This window comes from Acaryochloris marina MBIC11017, from assembly GCF_000018105.1.
In the GTDB taxonomy this organism is placed as follows: Bacteria; Cyanobacteriota; Cyanobacteriia; order Thermosynechococcales; family Thermosynechococcaceae; genus Acaryochloris; species Acaryochloris marina.
The window spans coordinates 95,075-113,346 of the sequence record NC_009928.1; the positions used below are offsets into that span (position 1 = coordinate 95,075).

The window sequence follows — 18,272 nt, forward strand, 5'->3', positions numbered from 1 at the left end:
AGGAATATTTTTTATATATGGAAGCAACGATATAACTTGCTTGTAAAAACTGGAGCTTCCTCAATATATGGCTTCTCAATGTAGTTATCGCTGATATATCCTATATTTTCTATGAAATATCGGATCTTTGTAAGCGGCAGTAATCATTTATTCGAATCTATTCAGATGACTCTACTGGAACGCGCTGTATGACAGGAGCTGATTAATCTTAAGCACCTTGAGAAACAACAGACGTCAGGAAATACAAGGTACCTATAATTAAGATTTGTTTTAAACATACTGCACTATAGTATGATACTTACTGAGAATAACAGTCAATAAGAGAGTCTTTATTTTATCCATCTGATTTCCGAAAAGAAGTTGCAACTATCTCGGTCTTAATTTAGTTTCATCGCCTGAGACACAATCCCTAGCACTTGCTGAGGGAAGTTTTCTTTGTCCAATTGGTGGCGAACAGATACCAACTTCAACCATCACTTGACATTTTCCTGGTTGGGATGATCAACAAGAAATAATTAATTTGGAAGGAGACTTTTTTATGCAAACCTACGGTAACCCTAATGTTACCTACGACTGGTGGGCAGGTAACTCCCGCCTAGCAAGCTCTTCGGGTTTATTTATATCCGCTCACGCTGGACATGCCGGGCTCATATCCGTCTGGGCAGGTGGTTTCACCCTATTCGAATTGGGACGATACAGCCCTGATTTCCCCATGTGGAGCCAAGGATTGGTTCTTCTCCCCCACTTGGCAGCGGAAGGGATTGGCATCGGTGCTGGTGGTGTAATCGTTGATCCTCAAACGATCTTTGCGGTTGGCATGGTGCACATCATAGCTGGTGCGGTGTTAGGTGCTGGAGCACTATTTCATCTACTCAAAGCACCTCACGACTTGAGTGAGGCTTCTGGACGAGCGAGTACCTATCACTTTGAATGGGATAACACAGAGCAGCTTAGCCGTATACTCGGGCATCATCTACTCATTTTGGGATTCTATGCCCTGCTGTTTGCAGCTCGAGGTATGTTTTGGGGTGGGTTGTACGATCCTGATATCCAAGATGTCAGATTGGTGACGAATCCAACCCTTAATCCAGCCGTCATATTTGGTTACCAGACTCATTTTGACAGTGTTGATAATCTCGAAGATATTGTCGGTGGCCATATTTTCGTCGGTCTGTTCATTATCGCAGGGGGCATTTTCCACCTGTTGGTTCCGATGTTATCTTGGGCCAAAGAGCGGGTTCTTGTGAATGGAGAAGCCATTCTGTCCTATTCTCTGGGAGCAGTAGCTTTCTTTGGATTTTTATCTGCCTATTGGTGTTCTGTAAATACCTACGTATGGCCTGAAGAGTTTTACGGTCCTGCCTTACAAATCAAGTTTGGAATAACTCCCTATTTTGCTGATACGTTAGATCTCCCTGTTGGTGTGCACTCTGCTCGGTGTTGGTTATCCAATGCTACCTATATCTTGGCGTTCTATTTTCTCCAAGGTCACCTATGGCATGCCCTCAGAGGTCTAGGCTTTGATTTCAAGAAGGTAGATGAGTTCATCAATTCCATGGCTTACGAGACATAAGCTATTACGGTTAAGGACAAGATTTGGAAAAATACCATGGCTCTAAAAATCCTCTGAAGGGCAATCTAAACAATCAAATAGCTTGGATTTGACCTTCTTTGACTGAGAGCTAATACGACTCAACTCAATGTGTTGAAGAAAAAACCAAGGTAAGGGTGTGAACAACCTGGGCATTTCACACCCTTACCACCTTAATCATAATGAAGCAGGATATTGCAAAAACTGAGGCACTTAATTCAGCGGTCAACTAGTTTGTGAAAGGTCTATTGGTAACGTGGCTCTAATCAGAGGATGAGCTTTTGATTGGTATTACTCCTATAAAAACTAATACAAATTGTCAAAATTTATTGTTTACTTGCGAGTTTTCTGTATTAACTTTGTGCTAATCATCATTAAATTCATTGAGTCAAATTAAGATGTTCTTTTCTTGTAACAATATTTGATATCTTTACAATTGTAATGAAAAACTTGAAGATAGGCCTTGGTTTGACGGTATGTCTGAAAGTTGAACTCATCTGAGCCATAGGTATGAGCCGAGCAGGAATATTGCTGTTAAATTTGGGAGGGCCTGAGAGGCTAAGAGACGTCCGCCCCTTTCTATATAATCTATTTTCAGATCCAGAAATCATCCGTTTACGCTTTCCTGTTTTACAGGCTCCGCTTGCATGGTTAATTTCTGTATTAAGGTCTAGTAAATCTGAGAAAAACTACCAAAAGATTGGTGGTTTTTCTCCCTTGCGCGAGATTACTGAGTCCCAGGCATTTGCATTACAACAGGCATTATGTTCAGCAGGCTATCCGATTAAAACCTATGTAGGGATGAGATATTGGCATCCCTTTACGGAAGAAGCCATCGAGCAAATAAAGCGAGACAGAATCACCGATCTCGTCATTCTTCCCCTTTACCCGCAGTTTTCAATTAGTACCAGTGGATCTAGCTTTCGCCAACTAGAGAAAATTTGGATGGCCGATCCAGGCTTGCAGACCATTAACTATACAATCATTCCTTCTTGGCACGACTGCAAAGACTATATTCGAGCGATAGCTGATTTGATAGATGGCTGCATTGATCAGCAACCTGATGCCCATCAGGCCCATTTATTTTTTAGCGCTCATGGTGTACCCGTCAGCTATGTCGAAGAAGCTGGCGATCCTTATCAAGATGAGGTTGAGAAATGTGTGGGTTTAATTATGAAGGCCCTAAACAGGGATATACCTTACACATTGGCTTACCAAAGCCGAGTAGGTCCAATTGAATGGCTGAAGCCTTATACGGACGAGGCAATTGTCGAAGTTGCACAACAAGGGTATAAAGAGCTAGTTGTTGTCCCCATTAGTTTTGTCTCAGACCATATTGAGACCCTCGAAGAAATTGACATAGAGTATCGGGAGATAGCGATCAATGCTGGGATAGAAACTTTTATTAGAGTTCCTGCCCTCAACACAAATCCAGACTTTATTCAAGCCCTAGCCAAGTTGGTCATTCAAGCCTTAAGTGAACGCCCTGTTTTATTTAGTGATGTTTGTCCAGAGAACGCAGTGAAATTGTATCCTCAAGAACAATGGGCTTGGGGAATAACTCCCTCCGCAGAGGTCTGGAATGGGCGACTAGCTATGTTTGGGATGTTGGGAGTACTACTTGAATATTTCGTAGGATCTGGACCGCTACATTTATTAGGCTTAATGTAGTCATGGTCATAGTGAGGATGTTTAACCTGCCTCTCTTATTGGACTATTAAGAAATTGTAATGGAAGGGTTGTTCAAATTAACCTAATGTAGCTAACAAGGTTATCTTTTTCACAATTAGATTTTTTATCAGCAGTTATCATCAAGAAATGGGAAGTTTGGCATGAGGGAAAAATTATCAATTCAATTGAGTGAAGGCACTAAAAAAGCTCATACAATGGCAGAGAATGTAGGCTTTGTGCGGTGTTTTCTAAGAGGAGCAGTTGACAAGACATCTTATCGGAACCTCATCGCAAATCTATATTTTGTCTACACTGCGATGGAGCAGGAACTACGAGTTCTCAAGAAACATCCTATCATTTCCAAGATATATTTTCCTGAGTTAAATCGTAAATCCAGTCTTGAGAAAGATCTCTGTTTCTACTATGGAAATAGTTGGCAAGAGTCTATAGAACCATCTGCTGCTGCAAATAACTATGTAGAAAGAATTCATGAAGTAGCGACTACTCATCCAGAGCTACTAATTGCACACTCATATACACGCTATTTAGGCGACCTTTCAGGAGGACAAATTCTCAAGGGTATAGCTGAGCGTTCGATGAATCTATCGAATGGCGCTGGGACTGCCTTTTATGAATTTGAGTCCATCCCTGATGCGAAGGAGTTCAAGGAAGCCTATCGTCAAGCACTGAATGAACTGCCAATCAATGAGACGGTTGCTCATCAAATTGTAGATGAAGCTAATGCTGCATTTGGGCTCAATATGTTGATGTTTCAAGAGCTTGAAGGTAGTCTCATTAAAGCGATTGGGCAGATGCTTTTCAACACGCTCACACGACGCCGCAAACAAAACGGTCCTAACCTTGCGATAGCTGAATGATTTAGTTCATTATTCCTTTTCTACGGCTTGTTTTCCATAACACCTCAACACAGTTTTAGGCTTAACTCCTTGTTTCGCTAAACCTCTGTTTTCAACAGAGGTTTTTTTACTATCTTCGCAGCTTATTGATTCCAAAAGGGGTATGGCAACGATTAGATACTGTTGGCGAATTCAATATTATTTCTGAGCTAAATATTATGGCGCTTTATTCCCATCGGCTTGGATCAACACTAGGGAACACTTAAGGAGCGATCAAGGTAACCTGAAGTCTTAATATCACTCCCCTGAATTGCTCCTCCGCATGATTTCAACCCCTGCAATTTCAGCCACACTTCTGCCAAAGATCCGCAAAGATATTGGCATTCAGGCTCTATCAAAATCAATTCCCATTGCTCGCATTGCTAGAGAGAATCAAACCAGTCGTAAGTTTGTCTATGAGCTGAAAGCAATTGCTGTACAAGCGTTGGATGAATCCTTCCTCAGCGATAAAGCGGATGACGCAGTTCTGTTCTATCTACCGATCACCAAAACTTGGTTGTTCCAACTGATTCTAGTCTTGGTGCTGATCTGCCATTCCTCCTATCGAGGTGTTATTGAGCTGTTGCGTGATCTTTTCGACTGGTCCATCAGCTTGGGAACAGTTCGCAATCGCTTGCAAGTCGCAGCAGCCAAGGCAGAAGAAATGATTGTGCGTCAACAAAGTGTGGGATAGGAAGCTAAGTCTCGCCATTCCCACGCATGCTCCGTCAGCCCAGCACGTTGTGCAGCCGTATTTTTGAATCGTGAGTGGCACCAGATCCAGTTGAAATAAGTCAGCACCAATCTTAACATCATCGCACTCTGTTGCCAGACTTTGCCAAATTTATTCTGTCGTCGATGCCAGCGCCCGATCTGTTGACGAAGTATGCCATTGGTCCGCTCTAACCGTTGGGTCAAGACTTTACTCACGTGATGAATCACCTCATCGGGGAATTGTCGTGATCTCAGCCATCGGTTTGCCAATGGTGATAGGCGGTTTTGCCTTCAGTATTCTCAATTAATTCTTGAGCAAGTTCATCGGTATGTTTGCCAATGCGACCGCTGAACACCAAACCACTGTCTTTGGCGAGACTCAACACTATCCAGCAATCGCCGACGCTCAACTCTTCTGGTTCACAGTGCTTTTGCTTTTTTTAACAAAAGACCACAACTCATCCGCATTGATGACATCGGTCGAAACGGCTTGAATGTCTTGATTGTGAATCATTTGGGCTTTATGGCTCGCTGAACGAACCATGCTTACACAGGTGTTATAGGACACACCTGTGATGCGAGATAGGCCCCTCAGACTAATGCCTTCAGCATAAAATTGAAGGATGGCCTGGATGGTTTCAAAAGAGATCTGACGGCGATAATACAGGGTATCAAAGGTCTCACTGAAGGTTTGGTTAAAGTGTGGGCAAAGGTAGCGTTGGCTACATTTACTGGTTTTACCCTGTTTGTGGGGCTTTGGATGACCACATAGAAGACATTACATGAGGAAATAAAACAACTCATACCAATTTCGTGTAGGGATGAACTACTCAATATTTTGAAGTGAAGTATTGACAGTGCTTTAGCAGCTTAATACAGGTCATCTTGAGAGGTAATTGGTATCAACTCCCTATCGGTTTAGCAAACCCACACTTTTTTGATGCACGACCAAAGATTCCAAAGTGCATAGCCTAACCTGATTAGGTAGAAATAGACCTCAAGCCATCGAGAAATCATGGTTTATTTTGCTGTGGTAGTGTTACTCAAAATCCACTGTTTTTAAACCATGCCATTTTTTATCAAATTTACCCTAACTTCGCTAAACCACTAGGCAAGCTTTTTGCAATGGCTGGATTACTACGAAGTTCTTTTTGATAGATCTTGAATTAAATAATTTAAGAAACTTAAATGGATTGAGATTGAATAAAAATGAGGTCAATCTATTAAACATTTATTGCAATCAGTAAAAACTCGATATTTATCTTTATGCTACCTTGAAATAATGTTAACTTAAAAGACAATTCGATGATACTAGTTGATTGGCAAAAATTGGCAAAAATTAATGAACTTAAAGAGTATTTTGAGGCTGATTTTATTGGTTTTCAGGAGCGAATTGAGTATCATATTCTTGCCTTAGAAAATATTGATGCTAAAGAGCTTGATAAGCTGGCTTTGCTGAGAGTTCTTGAAGTTACTAATGGATGTACCCAGTGGGGATTTAGACGAAAAGATCAATATTGTTTATCGGTAGAGAAAACTCGTGAATGCATGAATACTGTCATGGGTTTTATTTTGTCAAAAAAAATAGATCTTCCTAGTGGGGAATCAATTTATTTTGCTAAGTCCACTGAACAGTTAATGGATGAAGTACGTGAACTATATCATAATGCTTTTAAGAAACATCATGCTAGATCTGAGAGAGAATTCTATGCTAGGTCTACAGCAATATTCTTGGTGTGTGGCTATAAGCGATTAGAAGTTGCAATGCAGGTAGTAAATAAAGAATTTGTATCTTTGTTTACAAAGCATTATCTGGACAAAGGTCAAAAATATATTACTCCCTATATTGAGGCTATCGTTCCTTAAATTAATAGCAGGTAGTATGCGTAAAGTCTTATAGTAATCACTTAGCTTTGCTGTTGCTGTATGGCTGAAATGAAAGAGAAATCGGTAAAGAGGCTACTCTAAACTAGAACGAATCCTTTCTTCTATTAGACCTCTTGCAATATTCATTTCACGACGTGTAACGGATAGCTTCGGCCAGTGAAAGTCTATGACGGAACGACCGTGCTGATGGCCGATAGCGCTGATAATCAAGCGGAGTATCCTCAACATGGCAATCAGGCCGCTGGATGTGGATTCCCGATTGCCCGGTTAGTGGTGTTTTTTTTGCTTAATCACAGGCACGGTAGTTTCGGCCTGTATTGCTCCGTGGAACATGAGTGAAATCGTCATCAGTCGGCTGCTTTATGAGGATCTTGAGGTTGATGATGTGGCAATAGCAGATCAAGCCTATGGCAGCTATGTTGATCTAGCCCTGATTCAACAACAAGGGGCGGATGGGGTTTTGCGTAAACATCATGCCCGCCACACAGACTTCCGCAAAGGACATAAAAATGGGATAGGAGACCACCAAGTCACATGGCGAAAACCAACCCGGTGTCCAGCCCACATGAGTAAGGAGGAGTTTGCGACGATTTCCAAAACGTTGACGGTCAGGGAGGTATCGCTTCGCCTATCGCGTCGAGGCTTTCGAGACCAGTTCATCATCGTCGTCACGACTTTACTGGATGCTCAGCGCTATAGTGCTAAACAATTGACTCGTTTGTACAGATGGAGATGGCAGGCGGTTGAGGTCAATTTGAGACACCTCAAAACCACCTTAAAAATGGAGATGCTCACAGCAAAGACACCTGAAATGGTGCGCAAGGACATTTGGTCCCATTTGCTAGGTTACAACTTACTCAGAAGCCTCATGGAACATGCTGCCCCTTTGGCAAAATATGACCGCTCTCGACTCTCTCTACAAGGGGCTCGACAACACTTGAATCAGATGCTGGGATTATTAGCAACGGCCACACAAAATACCTGTCAACGGTTGTATGCTCATCTGCTTGAGAATATTGCGACTGACCTTCTGCCTGTTCGACCCCATCGGCTCGAACCCAGGGTTGTTAAACGAAGGCCTAAGCCTTTCCCCAGAATGAGACAACCGCGCTCTGTACTCAAAGCCAAGCTGGCTACTTGATTAAGGTTAAGTCAGTGACATTGGTCCCATGAATGACTATTTAGTGAGCGGACTGGCAGAGATCAACCGCACCTTTGACTTGTCACCCAGTTGGTATGTTGAAGCGCTGAAATATATCAAAGCAAACCATGGCTTAAGTGGTGATGGGGCTGTTGAAGCCAACTCGTATATTGACTATGCCATCAATGCACTTAGCTGGCCCATCGTGGTCTAACGATTAAAATTGCTGCCATCCTCCTCTAGCAATTGAAAACCCAGAAGGGGAATAGGCACCTCATCGGTGGTAAATATTAACTCTTCTGGGTTTTTGTAGATTTCATCCATAATAAAAAAATTGTTGTGAAATTTATTCGTCAAGATGAATTATATTAACCTGCAAAAGTACTAGCAGCATGTCACATAAATGAATCTATAAGTTCCTATAGACGCAAGATTGATCTTTTTTAAATTCAGGTAACCAATGACAAATCGCGAAAATCAACCAGAAGGACAACTTACACCAACCCAGATGATAAAAAATCTTAAAGGGAGCGACTTGGGATTAAGAGTTTATGCGGCTTGGTGGTTAGGACGATTCCGAGTTAAAACTTCTGATAGTATCAATGCTTTGATAGGTGCCTTAGAAGATGAAGATGATAGAACAGATGCAGGTGGATATCCACTTCGACGTAATGCAGCTCGAGCTTTAGGGAAATTGGGTGACAAAAAAGCTGTTGTACCTCTTATGGAAGCACTAACCTGTACAGATTTTCATGTTCGTGAGGCTGCAGTTCAATCATTGGGTATGCTGGGAGATCAATCGTGTATCACAAGCCTTGTACAGCTGCTTCAGGACAAAATATCAGGCACAAACCCAGCCCCAGAACTACCTAATCTTAATCAACCTTACGATTCAATTCTTGAGACGCTAGGTGAGCTTGGAGCATCATCAGAATTACCATTAATCAGTTCTTTCTTAAATCATGAGTTGTTACGCATCCAATTCTCTGCAGCTCGTGCAATGTATCAATTGACATCCTCTGAAATAGATGCAAAGCAGTATGCTGACAGACTAATTGAAGGTTTATCTCATCAAGATTTACAACTTCGAAGATCAGTACTACTAGATTTAGGCGCAATAGGATATTTTCCAGCTGCAAAGGCAATCTTTAATACCTATGCGGAAAATAGTCTTAAGTTAATTTCTATGAAAGGGTTATTAAAACATGAAATCCAGAATGAAAATAATCCTACTTTGTCTGAAAAATCCGTTATTTTAATGGAGTTAATTGACAATCTAATGTAATAGAGAATACTCTATCTTGGTTATATTGATTGAGAGCACAATTCAAAGATAATATTTATTCTGCTGGTGATACCAATTTCATTAAAAGGATGAATACTCAATATTCTGTAGGGATTATTGCTGGATTCTAGCAGCTAAATCCAGCTCATACATATAGAAAATTAGTATTAAGAATATGTTTTCAATATGATCATGAAAATAAGTGACTACATCCAACTATGGTTTTTCTATAAATATAATTTAAAGTAAAGTCCAGAAATATATAAAGTTAAGTCTATAGTTTTTGACACGTGTACTTAGTATAAATAATCATCAAGAATTAATATATTTCATAAGAGATATGCAACAATAGGATTTATTATTGAATAAGTGTAATGTAAATTCGGCTTAGGATATATTTGGTTTTTTGAACTTAAATTGAATCACCATAAAATAATTAATCAAGATTTGCATTGATCTATATAATCAATTTTTAATCACATACAAAATAAACTTTGAAAATGACCCACTCTACTGATTCATATACATTAGCAAAATGGCTCGCTGCAGAATTCAGTAATCAAGCTCAAGCCATAGAAAATCCACCACTGTATGCTCATATACAAGTTAGTATAAGACCTTTGCCCAGAAAGCTATTGACTGGGTATTGTTTATATCTTGAACAAGCATATGCCTTTATGTTAAAAAAACCTTATCGTACGAGGGTAATACATATACTTGAACATAAGGATTCTATCTTAATTGAAAATTATGAACTTCATAAAAAAGAGCTTTTTCTTGGTGGAACTAGAGACCCTTTGATATTGAATAAAATCTCTACTGAGCATTTAATTAAGAAAGAAGGTTGTGACATGAACGTAGAGTGGACTGGTCATAGCTTTGTTGGAACAGTAGTCCCAGGGAAATCCTGTAAAGTTGTACGGAATGGGAAAACAACTTATTTAGATAATTCCTTTGAAGTTGATCAAAATAAATTTATTAGTATTGATCGGGGGAGAGATCCGGAAACCGATGAGCTTATTTGGGGATCAATTGCAGGCCCTTTTCATTTTTCTCGCATCAAGAGTTTTGAAAATGAATTGATCGCTACTTGAACTATTTTTAACTTAAAGTGAGTTTTTTTTGGAATTTAAGTACTCATTAGTAAATACTTATGTATATAAAAAAATTTGAAAAATGGTTTATCTAGAGTTTTCCTTCTATTGGATATTTGTGATTTTTAATGCTTCAAAAAAGCATCGATATTATTCAATACAATAATATTTTGAATTCAAGTTTAGCTATATTATTCAATCTGGAAATCCGAAATTTTAAGTAATAGTTAAACTCTTGCCACAATCTAATGGCACCAGTTATATTACTTGGAGATTCTGATAAGTATATGTGGAGCTTTTTTTTCAGCTACTACCAAGATATTTTATATCAATTTAACCTTTTTAGAATTTTAAATATTTACTATAATCTTACCGGAAGTTAAAAACGATATATAAATATATAAAAATTATGAGTCAAGAAAGGTTTAAAGCTCTTATATATAAGAAAGATTTAGATCGAATTTCTGGATGGGTCATGGCACATCCTAATTTAGAAACAGGAGGTGACTTATTTGGTTTCTGGACTCATACTGGTTCTCCGATAATACAATTTGTTTTAGGTCCGGGAGTAAATAGTAAACATAATGAATTTAGCTTTTATCAAGACAAAGAATTTTTAGTTCAATCAGCTGAAATTCTTATTAACGAATATGGATTGCAACATATTGGAGAATGGCATTCCCATCATCAAATAGATCTTGCAAAGCCAAGTAATGGCGATATAAATACAGTAAATAGTGCTCTTCATAAGCACAATTTTGATAAATTTTTACTATGTATAGCTAATTTAGAGCCAGTTGAGGATATTGATAGTTTTAACACCAGTCTAGGAGCCTTTTTATTTGAAAAATCTAATTCTTATTATAAAACTGGAGCATGGGTAGTTCTTCCAGAAGATAGTCCTATTCGAATGAATTTAATCCAAAAATATAAATGGAAGAAGAGTTTCCTCCATGATCCATTTCATTCAGAGAGTTGGAGAGGCAATATCTTAGAAACTAAGCTAAGTGATCCTACGATGATATCAACAAAACCAATCGAAATCTCCAATCATGTATGGTACAGATCTTTCGAGGGTCAAGCCTTACTTAGGGCCGTACACAATGATTTAGATGAATCATTTCAGAATTTAAAAATGCTTATAAAACCTTCTGAAGATATTTATTTTGTGTTTTATGACCAACAGAGTAAATGGCGTGTTGATTTGCCAGTAGACTATCCTCTATCATGTCCAGAAATATTTTTAAACGATGAAAAAATTGAGTTTATTAATTGGGATAGAAGATTATCGCGAGAACTATCTAGACTAATATTTAATTTGAATGGCATATAGTTAGGGTAACTAACATGAGTTGGAGTCTAGTACAACAAAAACGCTTGCTAAAAGAAAGAGAGATATTATCACAGTACTTTAAAGCATTTGAATGGGTTAACCCAACAGATAGTTGTAATACATGTATCGAAGGAGATTTATTAACTAATTCAAAAAATAAGTATCAGATCAGAGTTTACGTTCCAAGTGATTATCCAAATTCAAGGCCTGATATGGTTGTGGTCTCTCCTGACCCATTGATAGGTTTCAATGGTAAAAATTTGCTTGATTTTGGAGCAGATATGAAGATGCACACATTGTCACCAAGGAATGGACATGTAAATATATGCCATTATCGAGATTGGTTACCTAACCTGACTCTTTATCTTGTAGTTCTAAAAGGTAGGATATGGCTAGAGGCATTAGATGCTTATAGGAATTCTGGTTTAGAAATAAGTGAGTATTTACCACACATGTAATTACTCCCTTCCCGCCATAAGATTATGGAACAAGTGAAAATATAAAATTCAGGCTGTTTTGAACTTGTTCAGCCGATAGAAACTGGTTAGCAGCAAAGAACTCATGGAGCTGTTGTTTGATCTGTGTCAGGGTCGTTCCAAGAGGGAGATGGTGCAGACATCGTAAGCGTAGTAAGTGAATCACATATTCAACCAAGTTCAACTTGGGAGAGTAGGACGGCAAATATAAAAACTCAACTTGAATCGATTGGGTGAGCCCCATCTGCTCTAGATGGATAGCGAGTTGGGAGCGCATCTTGCCCTTATGGGTCGGATTGTTATCGAGAATAAGGCACAGTTGAGTGTAGCCCAGCTCAACGCTATCCAGACATAGGCCTGCAAAGTACTCAGAGATATCTTCCGTTTTAGCCTGTGGGCTCAGAGCGAAATACTCTTCGCCACTGTGGGCATCGACGCACAGTAACCCATTGAGCTTGTTGCGAGCCCGCTCATTACTCTTGACCTGTGGACGAGTGTTGCGTTCTGCCCAGCCATAGAACAAACTAGGACGCTCAGACACCGCAAATTCGTCAAAGAACAAGATGCGCTCATCCGATTGTCGTGATTGCAGTTTTTTTAACAGCCGCCACCCACTCTTTCTGGGCGTTCAGGTCAGCATTCGCATAGTCACGATGGGCGCGTTGGTAAGATAACCTCAACTCTGATAGCAATTCGTAGATACGCGAATCTTTCAGCTGCACCTCGAATCGCTGCTCAATCACAACGGCTAAAATTGCACCTGTCCACATATTGCGGTCAATACCATAGTCTGTCGGACGTTGCGTCAGAACCATCTCTTTGAGTTGTTGTTGTTCCTCTGGGCTCAACCGACTAGGTTTTTGATGTCGAATGGATTGGACCAAGCCCTGGAGTCCACCATCGAGATATTTGTCCATCCAACGCGTTAACGTATCATAGCTACACCCCACTTGTTCGCTCACTTGGGTACGACTGTGTCCTTCATTCAGCAATTTGATCGCGGTCAAGCGCTGTCGAATGTAGTGTTGTTGATTGCGGTAGTAGAATTTCTGCCACTCATCCGCATCAAAAGGCTTGTCCAGAAAGGCTTGTGTTCGATTCAATGTGACTATTTGCTCTTTTCCCCATTTTACAGCGGGAAGGGAGTAATCAGAGCTGATTGCTGAATAATGGATAAAGCTAACTAATTGGCAGAAGTGTGCAATGCGTCTGAACATTCAGTCCTCACTACAGTCTTGAATATATGAGCTGTCTTCCTTTGATTGCCCACCGTGAGCGTAGAACCTACCCCAGTGATATGAGTTATGCGGAGTGGGATGTACTTCGTCATCTACTGCTTCCTACTTAAGGATTCGGAAGACCTCAAATCGTCAGTCTCAGAGAAACCCTCGGTGCCATATTCCATGTCCAGCGCAGCGGTTGACAGTGTGAAATGCTTCCCCATGACTTCCTCTCTTACGAGACAGTCTATAAGTATTTTAAAAATTGGCATCGTAAAGGTATCAGGTAGACCATTCTCACTGCCCTACGGCATCAGCTCTGAGAAGGCGTGGGTCAAGCAGCGGACTTCAGTGTGGTGATTGCAGACTCTCAATCGGTGAAAACAGCAGAAAAAAGGGTTCGGTCTATTGACAAAAGCGAATATCTCAAAATGATTAGGAGCTGTGGTGGTTTTAGATGAGCATCGGGAACGTTTGTCTCGTCTAGAGGTTGTTTGAGTGGACCAAGGGTACTCTGGAGAAAACTTTGAGTGAGCGGTATGGAAGGTATGTGGTGAGCAAGTGCGCAAAGAGATGATCAAGCGAGAGACTCAGGGCTTTCAGATATATCCTAAGCACTGGGTTGTTGAACGATGTTTTGGTTAGCTGAATCGCTATTGTCATTTGGGGAAAGACTACGAGCTCTATCCAGAAACGAGTGAAGACATGATATATGGGTATTTTTTTTGACTGATCATGCATCGATTAACAAATTTAGTTCCGCCATCTGCGATGCTCAATCGGTCAAAGTGGGCAATCCCCGGTGTCACTCGATTGGGTTTGATGGTGGAAAAATGGTCAAAGGTCGTAAACGTCATGTGCTCGTTGATACTTTAGGGCTGGTTTTGATGGTGATGGTCACTGCTGCCAATATCTCTGACCAACGAGGGGCCAAAATACTGTTTTGGAAAGCTCGACGCCAAGGTGCGAGTTTGTCCCGTCTAGTTCGGATATGGGCCGATGCTGGCTATCAAGGACAAGCTTTTATGAAGTGGGTAATGGACCGTTTTCAATATGTCTTGGAAGTGATCAAACGCTCAGATAATCTAGCGGGGTTTCAGGTTGTTCCCAAACGATGGATTGTAGAACGGACGTTTGGATGGTTGTTGTGGTCTCGACGTCTTAATAAAGATTATGAGCTTTTGACCAGAACAGCTGAAGCGCTCGCATATGTGGCGATGATTCGACTCATGGTTCGAAGGCTGGCGCAGGAGTACTAAAACTTCTCAAACAGCCTCTTAAACGATACTTGTATTCAACCTTTTTGTCTTGTAGTTAAGAATACAGTTTTTTGTAATCAAGCATAAATTTAAACTGGCCATAGAAAAATTGTCATTATGGTTTGATAATTAGTTTTTATATAACTAATAAAATTTCGTAATTAAGATTCCATCATATACTTTGAAACTACAAAAAGTTGAATAAAGGGTAAATTTGGATACATTTTCTTATAGTGAAATTTAGATCTAGTGAAAGGATATATGAATATAAAATCAAACATAGATGGAACATTTCTGTAGGTTTCGATACGTTCTATTGCCTAAACGCTAGCTCCTGAGAAGCTAACCAACAGGAATGATTAATTCAGGAAGGAATGTAATATTTGCTTTGTTGATGGGTAACATTACTCTAATTAGGTTCAGATTCCTGAACTGTCAGAAATAAAATAATGTAACCATCAGTATCATTTGTAACAGAAATTTCCTTAGAACTAGAGTTTGTTTACTCAAGGCTTGTGTACGAAAACTGATTCAAAATTTAGGTTTTGATTCCATATTTTGTATTTGAATATACCGAAATAAGAATTGATTATTCTAATTTCGGTATATTTCTAAACTAATTTCTATTATTGGAAAAAATAACCATGAGAACAGAAACTAATAATCTAGGTAATGTAAGACTTAAAAGTCAAAATAATGATATTTTTAGTGGATTTGATACAATAATCCCAGTTCTAAAAATTGGTGGCTGGTCTACTTATGATGTTGGATATGGTCAACAAAAGTATAAACATAAGGGCTTTGACGTAATTTTCAAGGGTTTTAAAACCCAGGCTTTCATGAATATAACTATATGGCCAGCATCATATGATATTGGCCTTACAGTCTCATATAAGAATAAAGAAAAAACAGTAATACTCTATAGACATACAGATATAGCAGAGCCATCTAGTTTATCCAATGAAGTAATTATCGATATAGCTAATAAGGTTGGGACTGATTTATTAGAAGAACTAGTAAAGCTAAATCTTACAGAAGACCTAGAAAAAAGGTATCCATGGATCCATGATCCAGACTTTATCAAATAGTGGAAAAGAGCGATAATCTGTAAAAAATGGCTTTGGCTTTAATGGTTAAGTTTTCTCGTTACTTATGGATAGATGGGTGCGAATATGACAGAGAATTTAATAGTTTATTCTCAAATTTCTGAGCAAGCTTAGATGTAGTCATTGCAGGTATGCTTTCATTTAGGCGTCCAACAACTAGCATTGCACCTAATCTATTTCTTCGAAAAGCAACCATTTCTGAAAATAAAGTCATATTCCTTGCCTTCGCCGTCACTGCCATACCAGTGGAAACTTGGCCTATTGTTTGAGATAAGGAAGGGACAACTCTTTTTTCAATAACATTTACCGAACCCAAATAATAGTTACTCTTCTTAATCCCCGCGACAAACTTATCTAACGCAGCAGGCTGTTCTAACCCCAAGTCAAATATTTGAATAGCATTTTGATTATTCAGAGGGGTAACAAACCCAATTATGAGCGTCCATTTATTCAAATTCATATAAGTGACTAAATCTGTGATCTGAATCCCATTGCCACCAAAATGATCTTTCATGGTTGAAGATATTGCCCCACGGATAAGTGAATTGATTGGGGTTGGGACTTTTCGAAACCCTGGAGGTAAATCAGCCAAAGTTAACTTTGGCTGACGAGGACTATCAGCCGTGACTGGAATCGCCACAGCGAATTTGGGACTAGTATACTTCAAAAGGTAGGAATCAAATATTCCGATTACGATTCCAACTATTAAACTAGGGAATACTAGATTGATAATTTTAGTAGTTTTAGCCATTAACAATCGTTGTTATTACAGTATTAATGAGTTGAACACTAAAATTGACTATTGAAATAAAGAAACACTCTTAAAAGTAGGATAAAACTTTTAAGCCGATGTTTGATAATAACTCTATGTAATGTCGTAAATTTTAAAAGTATTCTCCTAAACGATTGGGCGTTGAACAATGCCAAGTCTGATACTGGCTAACGAACCTCTAATAAGTACAAAAAATGAAGAATGATTGACTTCAAGGTTTGCTGCTAGAGATTTTTGCTTCAATCCAGACATTCAGATCGTAAAACCCACCCCGCTGCTCAAACTGAAATCCACCGAGTAGCATTCCTAGCCAGATAGGAACAATTGACAGCTGTAGCTCCTGCTTTAGCTCGACCAAAGGCACCATCCCAGATGTCCCCTGTAAGTACGTTGAGATGGCATGTACCCATGCCAAAACATCCTCTTCTTCCAAGACTTGCAAGACTTCATCAGGTTGCTCAACCCTTAACTCAGTCTCCAGCTCTCCCAGCAACGATGCCTTGTCCTTGAGCACAACGATCGACTCACACTCCTCTTTGGGTAATGTTCGCCGAGTCACCGGGTCGGGTTCAGCAATTAGATCATCGTCTAACACCATGGATTGCCGAACCATCCCTATTTCGTCATCCCAATCAAGGATGGGACCGTCATCGTTGTGGGCATCTCGCCAGTCCCTGAGGAAGACCTCCGCTCGCCGACTCAAGATTTCCGCCATCTGCAAAAGGGCAGTCCCCGCCGTGGATAACTTCTCCTCTAATGGCAACTGGGCTATCACTAAGTCCAATCGCTCCTGCAACTGCTGGAGGTCACTCTCCACTGGAACCGCTTCCGCTTGATTCAACTGCTGCCAAAGATCGAGTTCCAGTTGCAATGCCATCGTGAACAACCTCCTACGGGAACAAAGGGCAGGGACGAATCGGGCATTGACTTGGATCCACTTCGACTTGCGTATCAAACTGATGCAGTACTTTTCCGTCTAAATGCTCAGAGAAGCGGTTGAGTATATTCCTGGAGTATTTCGTCACATCAGAGTTAGTCCACCCCAGGGTATGGACAGGCTCAACGATCGCAACCCGCTTTTGGCCTATCCACAGCTCCGCTGACATGGCATGAAGGGGCGCATCCCTTCTCGCTCGATACATCCGTCGAATAGCCGCAGGTTTGACGGGGACTTCCACCGTAACTTCAGGAATCAGCTTCCCCGTCTGTAGTTGATATTTCCGTTTCTTATTTCGGTTATAGCGATCGCGGTGTTTATACGAGGAACGTCGCACATGGCAACGCTGGCCCACCCAGCACTCCTTTAACTTTGCTTGGTCCACGGGTAGCTTGGAACATCGACGGCATTTTTCTGCGATCGCACGGGCCATCGTCCTAAACCATTTGCATCATTTGAGGGGCAGGCAAAGTCCAGCCTTCCGCTTCGTAGAATTCCATCAAGGATTCTATGGCTTCCTGCCCATGTTTAGCAGCCTCTTCATAGGTTTGGCCATCAGTAACGGGCTGCATCACCCGGTCAAATTCTGGTAACGACACTACATAGCATTGATCCTCTTCCGACCACTCGATCACCATTCGATACTTAGTCTGAGTCATTCGATAACGCCTCCAATTGCTGTAGCGCTTTCTGCACTTTGCGTTCCAAATAGAGTGGGGCATCTGCCCCATCTTTGCGGGCAACCGTGATCACCTGGGGCAATTGAGGATGCTTCCAGTTACTGTGAGAGTATTTGCCCGGTCGGGAGATAAACCCAGCCTCCTTGAGCATAGCCTTGATCTCACGAATCTTCTTAGGCATCCACCTCTCTCTCCAGCGATGATATAGCA

At 40.4% G+C, this 18,272-nt stretch carries 16 protein-coding genes and 4 pseudogenes; 13 read left to right on the forward strand and 7 right to left on the reverse strand.

Translation table 11 applies throughout. The annotated features are described in order from the left end of the window. The first annotated feature begins 538 nt into the window (after positions 1–538). From AM1_RS32500 to AM1_RS32515, 4 genes are all read left to right on the forward strand, one after another. Complete coding sequence (locus AM1_RS32500; protein WP_012167379.1) at positions 539–1,573, forward strand: chlorophyll a/b binding light-harvesting protein; 1,035 nt, start codon at positions 539–541, stop codon at positions 1,571–1,573. A 528-nt stretch (positions 1,574–2,101) separates the two neighbouring features. Then, positions 2,102–3,262 (forward strand): ferrochelatase, encoded by a 1,161-nt coding sequence (hemH, locus tag AM1_RS32505; RefSeq protein ID WP_012167381.1) that lies wholly within the window; start codon positions 2,102–2,104, stop codon positions 3,260–3,262. 161 nt (positions 3,263–3,423) lie between these two features. After that, positions 3,424–4,140, forward strand: coding sequence for a biliverdin-producing heme oxygenase (locus AM1_RS32510; RefSeq protein ID WP_012167382.1), 717 nt, complete (start codon positions 3,424–3,426; stop codon positions 4,138–4,140). Positions 4,141–4,441: 301 nt separating this feature from the next. Further along, a complete protein-coding gene (locus tag AM1_RS32515; protein WP_012167384.1) occupies positions 4,442–4,852 on the forward strand; it encodes a hypothetical protein in 411 nt (136 codons plus the stop codon). Here the strand turns inward: AM1_RS32515 and AM1_RS40340 are convergent. Continuing rightward, a pseudogene (locus tag AM1_RS40340) lies at positions 4,834–5,671 on the reverse strand (IS1 family transposase). The gene AM1_RS32515 and the pseudogene AM1_RS40340 overlap by 19 nt on opposite strands. A gap of 506 nt (positions 5,672–6,177) precedes the next feature. On the opposite strand from AM1_RS40340, the gene AM1_RS32525 reads away from it, so the two are divergent. The 7 genes and pseudogenes from AM1_RS32525 to AM1_RS32555 all read left to right on the forward strand — a co-directional run bounded on the left by AM1_RS32525 (position 6,178) and on the right by AM1_RS32555 (position 12,070). Then, a complete protein-coding gene (locus AM1_RS32525; protein ID WP_012167388.1) occupies positions 6,178–6,738 on the forward strand; it encodes a hypothetical protein in 561 nt (186 codons plus the stop codon). Positions 6,739–6,909: 171 nt separating this feature from the next. After that, positions 6,910–7,900: pseudogene (locus AM1_RS32530) on the forward strand (IS4 family transposase); the annotation flags it as partial. A gap of 22 nt (positions 7,901–7,922) precedes the next feature. Continuing rightward, positions 7,923–8,114, forward strand: a pseudogene (locus AM1_RS32535) (phycocyanin subunit alpha); the annotation flags it as partial. 246 nt (positions 8,115–8,360) lie between these two features. Further along, a complete protein-coding gene (locus AM1_RS32540) occupies positions 8,361–9,185 on the forward strand; it encodes a HEAT repeat domain-containing protein (protein WP_012167391.1) in 825 nt (274 codons plus the stop codon). A gap of 500 nt (positions 9,186–9,685) precedes the next feature. Beyond that, positions 9,686–10,279, forward strand: coding sequence for a chromophore lyase CpcT/CpeT (locus AM1_RS32545; protein WP_012167392.1), 594 nt, complete (start codon positions 9,686–9,688; stop codon positions 10,277–10,279). A gap of 409 nt (positions 10,280–10,688) precedes the next feature. After that, positions 10,689–11,612 carry a hypothetical protein gene (locus tag AM1_RS32550; protein WP_012167393.1) on the forward strand — a complete coding sequence of 308 codons (924 nt, stop codon included), beginning with the start codon at positions 10,689–10,691 and terminating at the stop codon, positions 11,610–11,612. Positions 11,613–11,626: 14 nt separating this feature from the next. Next, the gene (locus tag AM1_RS32555) at positions 11,627–12,070 is read left to right on the forward strand and encodes a hypothetical protein (RefSeq protein WP_012167394.1); all 444 of its coding nucleotides are present in this window, start codon (positions 11,627–11,629) and stop codon (positions 12,068–12,070) included. A gap of 22 nt (positions 12,071–12,092) precedes the next feature. Here the strand turns inward: AM1_RS32555 and AM1_RS40345 are convergent. After that, a protein-coding gene (locus AM1_RS40345; RefSeq protein WP_148216059.1) for an IS630-like element ISAcma32 family transposase occupies positions 12,093–13,191 on the reverse strand; the annotation gives its coding sequence in 2 pieces (ribosomal slippage) (positions 12,093–12,686 and positions 12,688–13,191; 1,098 coding nt in all). 872 nt (positions 13,192–14,063) lie between these two features. Here AM1_RS40345 and AM1_RS39245 point away from each other — a divergent pair. Next, a pseudogene (locus AM1_RS39245) lies at positions 14,064–14,567 on the forward strand (transposase); the annotation flags it as partial. Between the two features lie 644 nt (positions 14,568–15,211). Further along, positions 15,212–15,655, forward strand: a complete 444-nt coding sequence (locus AM1_RS32575; protein WP_012167400.1) for a hypothetical protein — start codon at positions 15,212–15,214, stop codon at positions 15,653–15,655. Positions 15,656–15,713: 58 nt separating this feature from the next. Here AM1_RS32575 and AM1_RS32580 read toward each other — a convergent pair whose 3' ends face one another. The 5 genes from AM1_RS32580 to AM1_RS32600 all read right to left on the reverse strand — a co-directional run bounded on the left by AM1_RS32580 (position 15,714) and on the right by AM1_RS32600 (position 18,243). After that, positions 15,714–16,424 (reverse strand): hypothetical protein, encoded by a 711-nt coding sequence (locus AM1_RS32580; protein ID WP_012167401.1) that lies wholly within the window; start codon positions 16,422–16,424, stop codon positions 15,714–15,716. 232 nt (positions 16,425–16,656) lie between these two features. Further along, positions 16,657–17,322 carry a hypothetical protein gene (locus AM1_RS32585; protein ID WP_012167403.1) on the reverse strand — a complete coding sequence of 222 codons (666 nt, stop codon included), beginning with the start codon at positions 17,320–17,322 and terminating at the stop codon, positions 16,657–16,659. Between the two features lie 13 nt (positions 17,323–17,335). After that, a complete protein-coding gene (locus tag AM1_RS32590; RefSeq protein WP_012167404.1) occupies positions 17,336–17,815 on the reverse strand; it encodes a hypothetical protein in 480 nt (159 codons plus the stop codon). A gap of 4 nt (positions 17,816–17,819) precedes the next feature. Then, positions 17,820–18,041 (reverse strand): type II toxin-antitoxin system HicB family antitoxin, encoded by a 222-nt coding sequence (locus AM1_RS32595; protein WP_010479416.1) that lies wholly within the window; start codon positions 18,039–18,041, stop codon positions 17,820–17,822. Continuing rightward, on the reverse strand, positions 18,028–18,243 hold the full coding sequence (locus AM1_RS32600; protein WP_012166253.1) for a type II toxin-antitoxin system HicA family toxin: 216 nt from the start codon (positions 18,241–18,243) through the stop codon (positions 18,028–18,030). Before AM1_RS32600 ends, AM1_RS32595 begins: the two co-directional genes overlap by 14 nt. Positions 18,244–18,272 lie beyond the last annotated feature (29 nt).

What these genes read in the sequence shown, in the direction of transcription:
- AM1_RS32500 (WP_012167379.1), top strand. Translation starts at nt 539, where the DNA reads ATGCAAACCTACGGTAACCCTAATGTTACCTACGACTGGTGGGCAGGT.
- hemH (WP_012167381.1), top strand. Translation starts at nt 2,102, where the DNA reads ATGAGCCGAGCAGGAATATTGCTGTTAAATTTGGGAGGGCCTGAGAGG.
- AM1_RS32510 (WP_012167382.1), top strand. Translation starts at nt 3,424, where the DNA reads ATGAGGGAAAAATTATCAATTCAATTGAGTGAAGGCACTAAAAAAGCT.
- AM1_RS32515 (WP_012167384.1), top strand. Translation starts at nt 4,442, where the DNA reads ATGATTTCAACCCCTGCAATTTCAGCCACACTTCTGCCAAAGATCCGC.
- AM1_RS32525 (WP_012167388.1), top strand. Translation starts at nt 6,178, where the DNA reads ATGATACTAGTTGATTGGCAAAAATTGGCAAAAATTAATGAACTTAAA.
- AM1_RS32540 (WP_012167391.1), top strand. Translation starts at nt 8,361, where the DNA reads ATGACAAATCGCGAAAATCAACCAGAAGGACAACTTACACCAACCCAG.
- AM1_RS32545 (WP_012167392.1), top strand. Translation starts at nt 9,686, where the DNA reads ATGACCCACTCTACTGATTCATATACATTAGCAAAATGGCTCGCTGCA.
- AM1_RS32550 (WP_012167393.1), top strand. Translation starts at nt 10,689, where the DNA reads ATGAGTCAAGAAAGGTTTAAAGCTCTTATATATAAGAAAGATTTAGAT.
- AM1_RS32555 (WP_012167394.1), top strand. Translation starts at nt 11,627, where the DNA reads ATGAGTTGGAGTCTAGTACAACAAAAACGCTTGCTAAAAGAAAGAGAG.
- AM1_RS32575 (WP_012167400.1), top strand. Translation starts at nt 15,212, where the DNA reads ATGAGAACAGAAACTAATAATCTAGGTAATGTAAGACTTAAAAGTCAA.
- AM1_RS32580 (WP_012167401.1), bottom strand. Translation starts at nt 16,424, where the DNA reads ATGGCTAAAACTACTAAAATTATCAATCTAGTATTCCCTAGTTTAATA.
- AM1_RS32585 (WP_012167403.1), bottom strand. Translation starts at nt 17,322, where the DNA reads ATGGCATTGCAACTGGAACTCGATCTTTGGCAGCAGTTGAATCAAGCG.
- AM1_RS32590 (WP_012167404.1), bottom strand. Translation starts at nt 17,815, where the DNA reads ATGGCCCGTGCGATCGCAGAAAAATGCCGTCGATGTTCCAAGCTACCC.
- AM1_RS32595 (WP_010479416.1), bottom strand. Translation starts at nt 18,041, where the DNA reads ATGACTCAGACTAAGTATCGAATGGTGATCGAGTGGTCGGAAGAGGAT.
- AM1_RS32600 (WP_012166253.1), bottom strand. Translation starts at nt 18,243, where the DNA reads ATGCCTAAGAAGATTCGTGAGATCAAGGCTATGCTCAAGGAGGCTGGG.